Genomic DNA, 11704 nt, shown 5'->3' with positions numbered 1-11704 from the left:
ACTCGTAACCGCGTCCGCATATCGTTCATCCTACTGTCACGAACTGAGATTGTATCGAAAGTATAATACCCGTCGAAGCCCGCTGTTAGCGGTTAGAAGCCCGAAATCGGCCGTTTCGTTTGGGAAGCTTTATGAACTCTGTGGGGAGAAGTACGGACTGTCCGAAGCCACGAGGTACACATAATCATGATCGAAACCATCGCACCCGCACTAGTCGACAGCCTCACCGTCCTTCAGGACGGTTCCCAGACCACGGTCAACCACGAGCCGGCCCTTCGCCAGGGCGCTGCAGCTGCGATCGGTATCGGCCTCGCCGCGATCGGCGCGGGCTACGCCGAGCGCGGTATCGGCGCCGCCGCAGTCGGCGCACTCGCCGAAGACTCCATCTCTACGGGTATCGGGATCGTTCTGACGGTCCTGCCCGAGACGCTGGTGATCTTCGCGCTCGTCGCGCTCTTCGTCTAAACCGCACCCCCATTTCTTACAATGAGTCTGGATACAGTCGTTGAGGACATTCGAGACGAAGCCCGCGCGCGTGCGGAGGATATCCGCGAGGAGGGCGAAGCCCGCGCCGAGGAGATCGTCGACGAGGCTCAGGCCGAGGCCGACGAGATCGTCGCCGAGGCCGAGGAAGAGGCCGAGCGACAGGTCACTCAGGAGCGCGAACAGAAGCTCTCCAGCGCGAAGCTGGAGGCCAAGCAACAGCGCCTCGAAGCCCGACGCGACACGCTCGAGTCGGTCCGCGAGACCGTCGAATCCGAGCTTGCCGAGCTGGGCGGCGACGAGCGCGAGGAGCTGACCCGCGCGCTGCTCGAGGCCGCCGAGCCGGAGTTCGACGACGCGGACGACGTGGTCGTCTACGCTCGGCCCGACGACGAGGAGCTCCTGAAAGAGATCCTCGAAGACTACGACGGGTTCGAGTACGGCGGGGAGTACGACTGTCTCGGCGGCGTCGTCGTCGAGAGCGAGTCGAGCCGACTGCGCGTGAACAACACGTTCGACTCCGTGCTCGAGGACGTCTGGGAAGACAACCTGCGAGAGATCAGCTCGCGACTCTTCGAACAATGAGTACGAGCCAGCACGGTGCCTCGAACCCGGAGTACGTGAACGCCCGCGTTCGCTCCCGGCGACAGAAGCTGTTCGGCGACGAGGACTACCGCAAGCTGGTGCGGATGGGCCCCGGCGGGATCGCGCGGTTCATGGAAGAAAGCGAGTACGAGCGCGAGATCAACTCGCTCGGGTCGCGCTACGACGGCGTCGACCTGATCGAGTACGCGCTGCACGCCAACCTCGCGAAGCACTTCGACGACCTGCTGGAGTGGTCCGAGGGGACGCTGTACGACCTGATCGCGCGCTACCTCCGGAAGTTCGACGTCTGGAACGTCAAGACGGCGCTGCGCGGCATCTACACCGACGCCGACGCCGAGGCGATCCAGGCCGACTACATCCGCGCCGGCGAGTTCGACGACCGACTGCTCGACCGGCTCTCGGAAGCCGGTAGCGTCGAGGACGCCATCGAGCTGCTCGACGGGACGGTGTTCCACGAGCCCCTCGACGGCGCCTACGAGGCGTTCGAGGCCGAGGGGCTGCTCGTCCCGCTCGAAAACGCCGCGGACCGCGCGTTCTACGAACTACTGCTGTCGGACGTCAGCGTCGGCCCGAACGCCGAGGGGCCGAGAGCCCGCTACGTCGAGTTCCTCGAAGCGGAGATCGACTTCCGGAACGCCCGGAACGCGCTGCGGCTCGCGCGGACCGGCGCCGACATCGATCCGGCGGAGTTCTTCATCGAGGGCGGAACGCTCTTCGACGAGCGGGAGCTACGACAGCTCGTTGGGAACTTCGACGAGCTCGTCGCCCACATCCGCGACAGCCACTACGGCGACGAGTTAGACGTCGCGCTCGACGAGCTCGAGGGCGCCGAGAGCCTGATCGGGTTCGAGCACGCCTTGGAGGCGGCGCTGCTGGAGTACTCCGACCGGCTCTCGAACGTCTACCCGGTGTCGATCGCCGCGGTACTGTCGTACATCCTCGCCAAGGAGCGCGAGGTCGAGAACGTCCGCGCGATCGCGCGCGGTCGCGAGGCCGGTCTCGACGAGTCAGAGATCGAGGAAGAGCTGGTGATACTATGAGCCAGGAGATCGCCGTCGTCGGCAGTCCGGACTTCACGACCGGCTTCCGGCTGGCCGGCGTCCGCAAGTTCGAGAACGTCCCCGACGAGGAGAAAGCCGAGGCGCTCGACGACGCCGTCGAGAACGTCCTCACCGACGAGGGCGTCGGCATCGTCGTCATGCACGACGACGATCTGGAACACCTCTCGCGGGGCGTCCGACAGGACGTCGAGACGAGCGTGGAACCGGTCGTCGTCACCCTCGGTGGCGGCGCGGGCAGCGGCGGGCTGCGCGAGAAGATCAAGCGAGCGATCGGTATCGACCTGATGGAGGAAGACGAGAGCTAAATCATGAGTCAAGCAACAGACACAGACTCCGTCCGCGAGGACGGCGTCATCGACAGCGTGAGCGGCCCTGTCGTGACCGCGACGGACCTCGACGCCCGGATGAACGACGTCGTCTACGTCGGTCACGAGGGGCTGATGGGAGAGGTCATCGAGATCGAAGGCAACATCACGACGATTCAGGTGTACGAGGAGACGTCCGGCGTCGGGCCGGGCGAACCCGTCGAGAACACTGGCGAACCCCTGAGCGTCGACCTCGGACCGGGAATGCTGGACTCCATCTACGACGGCGTCCAGCGCCCGCTCGAGGTGCTCGAAGACAAGATGGGCGCGTTCCTCGACCGCGGCGTCGACGCGCCGGGGATCGACCTGGACAAGACCTGGGAGTTCTCTCCCGAGGTCGAGGAAGGCGACGAAGTGGGCCCGACCGACGTCGTCGGGACCGTCCCCGAGACAGAGAGCATCGAGCACAAGGTAATGGTACCGCCGGACTACGAGGGTGGCGAGGTCGCCGCCGTCGAGTCGGGCACCTTCGACGTCGAGGAGACGGTCGTCAAGCTCGACAACGGTGAGGAGGTCCAGATGCGCCAGGAGTGGCCGGTGCGCGAGCAGCGCCCGGCCGAGGAGAAGCGCACGCCCCGGACCCCGCTCGTTTCGGGGCAGCGCATCCTCGACGGCCTGTTCCCGATCGCCAAGGGCGGGACGGCCGCGATTCCCGGTCCGTTCGGCTCGGGCAAGACCGTCACCCAGCACCAGCTCGCCAAGTGGGCCGACGCCGACATCGTCGTCTACGTCGGCTGCGGCGAGCGCGGCAACGAGATGACGGAAGTGATCGAGGACTTCCCCGAACTGGAAGACCCGAAGACGGGCAAGCCGCTGATGAGCCGCACCTGCCTCATCGCGAACACCTCGAACATGCCCGTCGCCGCCCGGGAGTCCTGCATCTACACCGGAATCACCATCGCGGAGTTCTACCGCGACATGGGGTACGACGTCGCGCTGATGGCCGACTCCACCTCGCGGTGGGCCGAGGCCATGCGCGAGATCTCCTCGCGACTCGAGGAGATGCCCGGCGAGGAGGGGTACCCCGCGTACCTCGCCGCTCGCCTGGCGGAGTTCTACGAGCGCGCCGGCAAGTTCGAGAACCTCAACGGCCGCGAGGGGTCGGTGTCGGCGATCGGCGCCGTCTCCCCGCCCGGCGGTGACTTCTCGGAACCGGTCACCCAGAACACGCTGCGCATCGTCAAGACGTTCTGGGCGCTCGACGCCGACCGCGCGGAGCGTCGGCACTTCCCCTCTATCAACTGGAACGAGTCGTACTCGCTGTACCGGGACCAGCTGGACCCGTGGTACCGCGACAACGTCGCCCAGGACTACCCCGAGCTGCGCCAGTGGGCGATCGACGTGCTCGACGAGGAGGACGAACTCCAAGAGATCGTCCAGCTCGTCGGCAAGGACGCCCTGCCGGAGGACCAGCAGCTGACCCTCGAGGTCGCTCGCTACCTCCGCGAGGCGTGGCTCCAGCAAAACGCGTTCCACCCGACGGACACGTACTGCGAGCCGACCAAGACCTACCGGATGCTCCAGGCGATCGAGACGTTCAACGACGAGGCGTTCGAGGCGCTGGAAGCCGGCGTCCCCGTCGAGGAGATCCAGGACATCGACGCCGCCCCGCAGCTCAACCGCATGGGCGTCGCCGAGGACTACGAGGAGTTCATCAGCGACCTCGAAGACGACATCGCGAACCAGCTCCGGGAGCTGTACTAACAATGAAAGAGTATCAGACAATCACCGAGATCAGCGGTCCGCTGGTGTTCGCCGAGGTCGACGAGCCCGTCGGGTACGACGAGGTCGTCGAGATCGAGACCCCGAACGGCGACACTCGGCGCGGCCAGGTACTGGAATCGAGCGAAGGCGTCGTCGCGATCCAGGTGTTCGAGGGGACCGGCGGCATCGACCGCAACTCCTCGGTTCGCTTCCTGGGCGAGACGATGAAGATGCCCGTCACCGAGGACCTGCTCGGGCGCGTGCTCGACGGGTCGGGCAACCCGATCGACGGTGGGCCCGAGATCGTCCCCGACGACCGCATCGACATCGTCGGCAAGGCGATCAACCCCTACGCCCGCGAGTACCCCGAGGAGTTCATCCAGACCGGCGTGTCCGCCATCGACGGCATGAACACGCTGGTTCGGGGCCAGAAGCTGCCGATCTTCTCCGGATCGGGGCTGCCCCACAACGAGCTCGCGCTGCAGATCGCCCGTCAGGCGACCGTCCCGGAGGAAGAGGAGTCCGGCGACGATGACGACGACGAAGGGTCGGAGTTCGCGGTGATCTTCGGTGCGATGGGGATCACCCAGGAGGAGGCCAACGAGTTCATGCAGGACTTCGAGCGCACCGGCGCGCTCGAGCGCTCGGTCGTGTTCATGAACCTCGCGGACGACCCCGCAGTCGAGCGGACGGTCACGCCGCGGATGGCGCTCACGACCGCGGAGTACCTCGCCTTCGAGAAGGACTACCACGTGCTGGTCATCCTGACCGACATGACCAACTACTGCGAGGCGCTGCGCGAGATCGGCGCCGCACGTGAGGAGGTGCCCGGCCGCCGTGGCTACCCCGGGTACATGTACACGGACCTGGCCCAGCTCTACGAGCGGGCCGGCCGCATCGAGGGCCGCGAGGGCTCCGTGACCCAGATCCCGATCCTCACGATGCCCGGCGACGACGACACCCACCCGATCCCGGACCTGACGGGATACATCACCGAGGGCCAGATCTACGTCGATCGGGACCTCAACAGTCAGGGCGTCCAGCCGCCGGTCAACGTGCTGCCGAGCCTCTCGCGCCTGATGGACGACGGCATCGGCGAGGGGCTCACCCGCGAGGACCACGCCGACGTCTCCGACCAGATGTACGCCGCGTACGCGGAAGGCGAAGACCTGCGCGACCTCGTGAACATCGTCGGTCGCGAAGCGCTCAGCGAGCGGGACAACAAGTTCCTCGACTTCGCCGACCGCTTCGAGGAGGAGTTCGTCCAGCAGGGCTACGACACCGACCGTTCGATCGACGACACGATCGAACTCGGCTGGGACCTGCTCAGCATGCTCCCCAAGGAAGCGCTCAACCGCATCGACGAGGACCTCATCGCGGAGCACTACCGCGAGGACGAGGGAGAGACCGTCGAAGCGACCGCCGACTGATCGGCGACGCAGATTTTCGTCGTTTTCATTTTTACCTCTGTGTAGCGTAACGTACGGCGCAACTGCCGTACGTCCGCGTCGCAGTGCTCCTGATCGGCCCGCTCGCGCTGTTCGTCCCGACCTACTTCGCTACGCGAGCGGATCTCGGCGAGCAAGACGCGAAGGCGTTGGCCGGCGGATCGGCGGCGTCGCTCGGGATCGCGCCGGCGATCGGGTAGGACGCCACGCCGTGGTTCCGACCGCTGATCGTCGGGGTCTACCTCGCGATGCTCGCGCTGTCCGTTGCGGTACTCGTCGGAACGCCGACCCGGTTCTCGCTTCGTTAGCCTGTAGAATTCCTATCGGATCGGCTGTGTCAATCCGCCGTCCGTCGCCAACTTAGCGCTCGTGGTTGCGCTCGCCCCAGCGATCGTCGTCGCGTTCACCCCACCGGTCGTCAGTATCGTCGTCCGCCGTCGAAGTTCCGTCCGCGGCTCCCCGACGTCCGCCGCGTTCTCGGGCCTTGCGCTCGGCCGTCTCGCGGTCGACGATCTCGGGATTCGACGTTTCGCCGGCGATGAGCGCGTACAGCGCGAGCGTTCCGCCGATACCGAGAGCGAGCACGAAGAGGATGGCGACTCCCGACACGGTACTCGAACGTGTCGGCCGAGCACAAAGATTTTGTCGGTGCCAACTCCCATTCGAGATATGAGCCCTCCCCAGACCGACGAGAAAGGCTGTCCGAAGTGCGGTCACACCGAAACGGAACTCGACAGTATCTCCACGACCGGCGGCGGCCTCTCGAAGATGTTCGACGTCCAGAACAGGTCGTTCCAAGTCGTCTCCTGTGCGAACTGCGGGTACGCAGAGCTGTACAAGAGCTCGTCGAGCGGGAATCTGGCGGATCTGTTTCTCGGGTAACCGGCGGCCGACAGTCGCCGCTTCGACGCCGTTACCGAGACGTGAGCGCGACCAACGTCCCCGTCGCCACGCTGGCGATCATCAACGGCATCCAGTTCCCGGTCGTCCCGGCGTGGTAGGCCGCGGCGACGGTCGCCAGCGTGCCCAGGCCGAGAAGAACCAGTTCGATTCGCTCGCCCAGCGGCGTCGCACCGGATGTCGTAGCTCCGACCATCAAGGGAGATTCTGTATCTCAAACTACATAAATACAGTCGTTCGTGAGACATCTCCGAGGGTGCGTCGCGTCGACCCGGCCGTCGGCGTCGCGCGGTGCGATCGGCGGGACGGACGTTACTCGTCGTCGGGGTCCGGCAGCACCAGCACCGGCCGGTCCGTCTCGGTCACCATCGACGTCATCGTGTTGCCGGTCAACAGGCGAACCAGACGGCCGGCCTCCCGTGGCGTGAACGCGACGACCGAGGCGTCGACCTCGCCGGCGTGCGCGAGGATCGTATCGGCGACGTCGGTGCCGTAGAGGACCTCGGTGGTAACGTCGCGATCCGGAAACTGCTCGTCCACGACGGCGAAGATCGCTTCGGCGACTTCCTCGCGCTGTTCGACCGACGCCTTGTCCGGGGCGCCGCCGGCTTTCTCGATCACGTGGACGGCGATGAACTCGCAGCCCTCAGGGAGGTAGGGTTCGATCGCACGGCACGTCGCTTCGGCGTCGTCGGCGCTGGCGAGCGGAACCAACGCGCGCTCGAACAGTGGCGTCGTCATGTGTACACCGTGCCCGCGCACCCGGAAAACTGTATCCGTCGCCGGACGCCAATCCCGGGTCTACCGGCCGAACAGTCGCTCCCGGAGCGACCGCTCGGAGGCAGTCTCGGTCAGCAGCACCGAGCACTCGACGTCGTCTAACACGTCGAGCACGAGCGACTGGTTCACCAGCCGCGATAGCAGACCCCGTTCGGTCGCGCCCATCACGACCATCGTGGCGTCCTCGGCGGACCGTTCGATCGCCGTTTCGACGTCCCGATCGTCGACCACGAGCTGGGCGTCGGACAGACCGCGCTCGGCGGCCCAATCGTCGAGGAACTGCTCGGCCTCCGCCCGATCCTCGTCCGCACTGACGGCGTGCAGCAGCGTGATCTCGGACCCGTACTCCTCGCGGAGCAGTTTCACGACCTCGGCGCTGAGGTCGGTACTCGGGCCACCGGCGGTCGGCAGCAGGATGTGCTCGGGGTCGAACCCGCGGTCCTTCAGCACGAGGAAGTCACACGGCAGGTCCTCGGTGAGCTCGTCCATGCGTGACTCGGCGCGCCCGTGGGAGTGGGGCCCCCAGCCCATCACGACCTGGTCGGCCTCGAACCGCCGCGCGGAGTCGAAAATCTCGTCGAACGAGCGGTGCGAGAGGACGGTGTGGGTCTCGACGCTGGCGCCGAACGTCTCTGCGTCCTCTCGCGCACGCGCGAGCAGGTCGGCGGACTCGGCGTCGATCCGGTCGACCGCTTCGCCGCCGCGATCGAGTGGCGTCTGGTCAGGCACCTGCACGATGTGGACCGCGTGGACGGTGCCACCTTTCTGCTTGGCGATGGCGCCCGCGAGCGTGATCAGGTCGGTCTCGGTACGCGGGTTCGCCAGCGGCACCATCACCCGGAAGTCCCCGCCGTTGGGCACGGCAGTGCCGGCGGCGTCCGGACGGACGGTGTCGGCCGCCGAAACGGCGGCGTCGGGCATCTCCTCGGACCGGTCGATGATCCAGTCGGCGAGCACGCCCGAACTCTCGACGCGCGAGCGCGCGTAGAACAGGTACCAGAGCGCGGCGAAGCCGACGAGCGCCGCAGAGAGGCCGATCACGAAGGGCTCGATGTACGCGATGAGCGCGAACGACGAGACGGTGCCGATGATCGGGACGATCGGATACAGCGGCACTTCGAAGTCCGGATCGTACCCCTCGGGGTCGGCCTCGCGCATGACGATCAGCGCGATGTTCAGCAGTCCGTAGACGATCAGGTGCAGCACCGAGCCGGCCGTCGACAGCAGTTCGATGTCGCCGACCAGCAGGAAAAAGACGATGAGCCCGCCGGTGATCAGGATCGACTTCGAGGGCGTCCCGAAGCGCGGGTGGATCTCGTTGAGCTTCGGCGTCACGATCTTCTCGCGGCCCATCGCGAAGTTGATCCGGGACGACGAGAGAATCGAGGCGTTCGCCGACGAGGCCGTCGCCAGCAGGCCGCCGATCAGCAACAGCGCGGAACCGACCACGCCGAGATTGAAACCGAAGATGCTGTACTGGCCGAAGAGCAACTCGGCGGCGTCGACGACCGCCGTGCTGTTGTCGGCGACGAGTTCGTTCGGTACGGCCGCCAGCAACACGAGCAGGAATAGCGCGTAGATGACGGTGACGATCAGCACCGACCCGATCACTGCCAGCGGGAGGTTCCGGCCGGGATCTTTGATCTCCTCGGCGACGGAAGTGATCTGGACGAAGCCGAGATACGAGACGAACACGATCGCGGTCACGGGCAGCACTTGACTGGCCGTGTCGTCGGGGGCAAGCGGCGTCAGCGAGTCGACGTCCCCGTTGAGCAGACCGACGACGGTGAACAGGCCGAGAATCCCCATCAGCGTGAGGACGATCACGATCTGGAGGCCGCCGGTCTCCTTGGCGCCGACGTAGTTGATGCCGATGAACAGCAGGGCGCCGAAGAGGCCGATCAGCTGGGCGGCCGAGATCGTCACCGGGCCGAGCGCGAGCGAGGGGGCGCCGACGAGCGTGTTGACGTACTCGCCGAAGCCGTACATGTAGAACGACGAGGCAAAGGCCAGCCCCAGCCAGTTGGCCCAGCCGCTGATCGACCCGAACAGCGGGCCGAGCGCGCGGTTGACGTAGAAGTACGCCCCGCCGGATTTCGGCATCGCGGTGCCGAGTTCGGAGGCCGACAGCGCGGTGAACAGCGCGATCACGCCGCCGAGGACGAACGTCGCCGCGGCGAGGGGGCCCGCTCGCGCGACGGCGGTGCCGGGCAGCACGAAGATGCCGGCACCGATCATCGTGCCGATGCCGATCGTCAGCGCCGACAGGAGCCCGAGGTCCTTGGCGAGTTCCTCGTCACTCATCGACCGACCTCCGCGCGTTCGCGCGATCGTTCGTCCCCGGAGGGCGGACGGTGCTTGCGGGATCGTCCGCTGGGGAGCGCGGTAACTGGCGAGTCGTGTTCATGTGCATGCACTGGTTACCGAGTCGTTAAGGGTGCTACGATACGCGCGAGCGCGAGCGACCGAGAAAGCCTTTAACGGATGGCAGTCCTACCTCTCGGCAAATGGTACTCGACGATCTGGGGACCTCCCTCCGCGACACGCTCGACACGCTGAGCGGGAAGTCCCGCATCACCGAGGAAGACGTCGACAAGGTCGTCAAGGAGATCCAGCGCTCCCTGATCCAGGCCGACGTCGACATCGCGCTCGTCCAGGACCTCTCGGACAGCATCAAAGAGCGCGCCTTAGAGGAGGAACCGCCCGGCGGCACATCCGCCCGCGATCACGTGCTCAAGATCGTCTACGAGGAGATGGTCGCGCTCGTCGGCGAGAGCACCGAGCTGCCCCTCGAGAGCCAGACGATCATGCTCGCCGGCCTGCAGGGGTCGGGGAAGACCACCTCCGCCGCGAAGATGGCGTGGTGGTTCTCGAAGAAGGGGCTCCGGCCTGCCGTGATCCAGACCGACACGTTCCGCCCCGGCGCCTACGATCAGGCCAAGCAGATGGCCGACCGCGCCGAGGTGGAGTACTACGGCGACCCCGACGCCGACGATCCCGTCCAGATCGCCCGCGAGGGCCTGGAAGCGACCGAGGACGCCGACGTCCACATCGTCGACACGGCCGGTCGCCACGCCCTGGAGGACGACCTGATCGACGAGATCGAGGACATCGAGGAGGTCGTCGACCCCGACCGAAACCTGCTGGTGCTCGACGCCGCGATCGGGCAGGGCGCCAAGGATCAGGCCCAGCAGTTCGACGAGTCGATCGGCATCGACGGCGTCGTGATCACCAAACTCGACGGGACCGCGAAAGGTGGCGGCGCGCTGACCGCGGTCGACCAGACCGACTCCTCGATCGCGTTCCTCGGGACCGGCGAGGAGGTCGCGGACGTCGAACGCTTCGAGCCTGACGGCTTCATCTCGCGACTGCTGGGCATGGGCGACCTGCGCCAGCTCGCCGAGCGCGTCGAGCGGGCGATGGAGGAAACGGGCCAAGAGGAAGACGACTGGGACCCCGAGGACATGATGTCCGGGTCGTTCACCCTCAAGGACATGCAAAAGCAGATGGAGGCGATGAACAACATGGGCCCGCTCGACCAGGTGATGGACATGATCCCCGGCATGGGCGGCGGGCTGATGGACCAGCTGCCCGACGACGCGATGGACGTCACCGAAGAGCGGATGCGGGACTTCGAGGTCGTCATGGACTCGATGACCGACGAGGAGATGGAGTATCCCCGCGCCATCGGCGCCAGCCAGATCGACCGCATCTCGCGAGGCTCTGGCAAGCCCGAGGAGCGCGTACGGGAACTGCTCCAGCAGCACAAGATGATGGAACAGACGATCAAGCAGTTCCAGGGGATGGGCGACGGCGACATGCAGCGCATGATGAAGAAGATGCAGCAGGGCGGCGGAGGCGGCGGTGGCGGCGGCATGGGCGGTCTCGGCGGCGGCGGACAGGGACCGTTCTGAGCGGCCGGCAGTTCGCGGGCGCCGCGGCCGCATCACGACGGCGCGCCGTCGCGGGCGCCGGATCGCCGACGCATCGGCGTCACGACGCCTACCGCACAGTCGAGAGATCGACGAACGCGCCGCGATCGGCGGTCAGCCACGTCGACATCCGCGTCACGCCGGTCGCCTCGGGCGGGAAGATCGTACACTGGTCGGGCCGATCCGGGTAGCTAACGACCTCGTGACGAAGGCCGCCCGCTCCGCGTCGAGCGCCGTCGACCTCGATCGGCGCTCCGGTGGGTTCGCGATCGCCTCGGTCGGCGGGCCCGTCGAACGGAGAGTCAGTGGCCATCTCGTTTCGAACAGCGGGAAGACCGGGGAAATACGTTACTAGTAGTTGACTGGATCGAACAGTACGGCTTCGTAGTGGTATCGACCGGTACGCGGGCGACGATCGACGCCGT

General features: G+C 66.4%; 14 protein-coding genes. 9 read left to right on the top strand and 5 right to left on the bottom strand.

From position 1 onward, the window contains the following. Positions 1-186: 186 nt before the first annotated feature. From NO931_RS05770 to NO931_RS05740, 7 genes are all read left to right on the top strand, one after another. The gene (locus tag NO931_RS05770) at positions 187-465 is read left to right on the top strand and encodes an ATP synthase subunit C-like protein (protein ID WP_256391683.1); all 279 of its coding nucleotides are present in this window, start codon (positions 187-189) and stop codon (positions 463-465) included. A gap of 21 nt (positions 466-486) precedes the next feature. Further along, a complete protein-coding gene (locus NO931_RS05765) occupies positions 487-1068 on the top strand; it encodes a V-type ATP synthase subunit E (RefSeq protein WP_256391682.1) in 582 nt (193 codons plus the stop codon). After that, positions 1065-2129 carry a V-type ATP synthase subunit C gene (locus NO931_RS05760; protein WP_256391681.1) on the top strand — a complete coding sequence of 355 codons (1065 nt, stop codon included), beginning with the start codon at positions 1065-1067 and terminating at the stop codon, positions 2127-2129. Before NO931_RS05765 ends, NO931_RS05760 begins: the two co-directional genes overlap by 4 nt. After that, positions 2126-2455, top strand: a complete 330-nt coding sequence (locus NO931_RS05755) for a V-type ATP synthase subunit F (RefSeq protein ID WP_256391680.1) — start codon at positions 2126-2128, stop codon at positions 2453-2455. Before NO931_RS05760 ends, NO931_RS05755 begins: the two co-directional genes overlap by 4 nt. Before the next feature lie 3 nt (positions 2456-2458). Continuing rightward, entirely contained in the window at positions 2459-4219 is a 1761-nt protein-coding gene (locus NO931_RS05750) for an ATP synthase subunit A (protein ID WP_256391679.1), read from the top strand. Between the two features lie 2 nt (positions 4220-4221). After that, positions 4222-5649 (top strand): ATP synthase subunit B, encoded by a 1428-nt coding sequence (locus NO931_RS05745; RefSeq protein ID WP_256391678.1) that lies wholly within the window; start codon positions 4222-4224, stop codon positions 5647-5649. Positions 5650-5732: 83 nt separating this feature from the next. Beyond that, a complete protein-coding gene (locus NO931_RS05740; RefSeq protein WP_256391677.1) occupies positions 5733-5867 on the top strand; it encodes a hypothetical protein in 135 nt (44 codons plus the stop codon). A 160-nt stretch (positions 5868-6027) separates the two neighbouring features. Here NO931_RS05740 and NO931_RS05735 read toward each other — a convergent pair whose 3' ends face one another. Then, positions 6028-6276 (bottom strand): DUF8143 family protein, encoded by a 249-nt coding sequence (locus tag NO931_RS05735; protein WP_256391676.1) that lies wholly within the window; start codon positions 6274-6276, stop codon positions 6028-6030. A gap of 60 nt (positions 6277-6336) precedes the next feature. Between NO931_RS05735 and NO931_RS05730 the strand changes: the two genes are divergently transcribed. Further along, complete coding sequence (locus tag NO931_RS05730; RefSeq protein WP_256391675.1) at positions 6337-6549, top strand: zinc ribbon domain-containing protein; 213 nt, start codon at positions 6337-6339, stop codon at positions 6547-6549. A 31-nt stretch (positions 6550-6580) separates the two neighbouring features. Here NO931_RS05730 and NO931_RS05725 read toward each other — a convergent pair whose 3' ends face one another. The 3 genes from NO931_RS05725 to NO931_RS05715 all read right to left on the bottom strand — a co-directional run bounded on the left by NO931_RS05725 (position 6581) and on the right by NO931_RS05715 (position 9651). Then, the gene (locus NO931_RS05725; RefSeq protein ID WP_256391674.1) at positions 6581-6763 is read right to left on the bottom strand and encodes a hypothetical protein; all 183 of its coding nucleotides are present in this window, start codon (positions 6761-6763) and stop codon (positions 6581-6583) included. Between the two features lie 116 nt (positions 6764-6879). Further along, positions 6880-7308 (bottom strand): universal stress protein, encoded by a 429-nt coding sequence (locus NO931_RS05720; RefSeq protein WP_256391673.1) that lies wholly within the window; start codon positions 7306-7308, stop codon positions 6880-6882. A gap of 60 nt (positions 7309-7368) precedes the next feature. Next, entirely contained in the window at positions 7369-9651 is a 2283-nt protein-coding gene (locus NO931_RS05715; RefSeq protein ID WP_256391672.1) for an amino acid permease, read from the bottom strand. A 203-nt stretch (positions 9652-9854) separates the two neighbouring features. Here NO931_RS05715 and NO931_RS05710 point away from each other — a divergent pair, with 203 nt between their 5' ends. Continuing rightward, complete coding sequence (locus NO931_RS05710) at positions 9855-11261, top strand: signal recognition particle protein Srp54 (RefSeq protein WP_256391671.1); 1407 nt, start codon at positions 9855-9857, stop codon at positions 11259-11261. Positions 11262-11349: 88 nt separating this feature from the next. Here NO931_RS05710 and NO931_RS05705 read toward each other — a convergent pair whose 3' ends face one another. Then, positions 11350-11592, bottom strand: coding sequence for a DUF7511 domain-containing protein (locus NO931_RS05705; protein ID WP_256391670.1), 243 nt, complete (start codon positions 11590-11592; stop codon positions 11350-11352). Between the last annotated feature and the right edge of the window lie 112 nt (positions 11593-11704).

The organism is Natronoarchaeum rubrum, from assembly GCF_024494695.1.
The sequence above is the reverse complement of the archived record's forward strand: the minus strand, read 5'-3'. Positions and strand labels throughout refer to the sequence as shown.

Coding starts and splice junctions, on each gene's coding strand:
- NO931_RS05770 (WP_256391683.1), top strand. CDS start 187: ATGATCGAAACCATCGCACCCGCACTAGTCGACAGCCTCACCGTCCTT.
- NO931_RS05765 (WP_256391682.1), top strand. CDS start 487: ATGAGTCTGGATACAGTCGTTGAGGACATTCGAGACGAAGCCCGCGCG.
- NO931_RS05760 (WP_256391681.1), top strand. CDS start 1,065: ATGAGTACGAGCCAGCACGGTGCCTCGAACCCGGAGTACGTGAACGCC.
- NO931_RS05755 (WP_256391680.1), top strand. CDS start 2,126: ATGAGCCAGGAGATCGCCGTCGTCGGCAGTCCGGACTTCACGACCGGC.
- NO931_RS05750 (WP_256391679.1), top strand. CDS start 2,459: ATGAGTCAAGCAACAGACACAGACTCCGTCCGCGAGGACGGCGTCATC.
- NO931_RS05745 (WP_256391678.1), top strand. CDS start 4,222: ATGAAAGAGTATCAGACAATCACCGAGATCAGCGGTCCGCTGGTGTTC.
- NO931_RS05730 (WP_256391675.1), top strand. CDS start 6,337: ATGAGCCCTCCCCAGACCGACGAGAAAGGCTGTCCGAAGTGCGGTCAC.
- NO931_RS05725 (WP_256391674.1), bottom strand. CDS start 6,763: ATGGTCGGAGCTACGACATCCGGTGCGACGCCGCTGGGCGAGCGAATC.
- NO931_RS05720 (WP_256391673.1), bottom strand. CDS start 7,308: ATGACGACGCCACTGTTCGAGCGCGCGTTGGTTCCGCTCGCCAGCGCC.
- NO931_RS05715 (WP_256391672.1), bottom strand. CDS start 9,651: ATGAGTGACGAGGAACTCGCCAAGGACCTCGGGCTCCTGTCGGCGCTG.
- NO931_RS05710 (WP_256391671.1), top strand. CDS start 9,855: ATGGTACTCGACGATCTGGGGACCTCCCTCCGCGACACGCTCGACACG.
- NO931_RS05705 (WP_256391670.1), bottom strand. CDS start 11,592: ATGGCCACTGACTCTCCGTTCGACGGGCCCGCCGACCGAGGCGATCGC.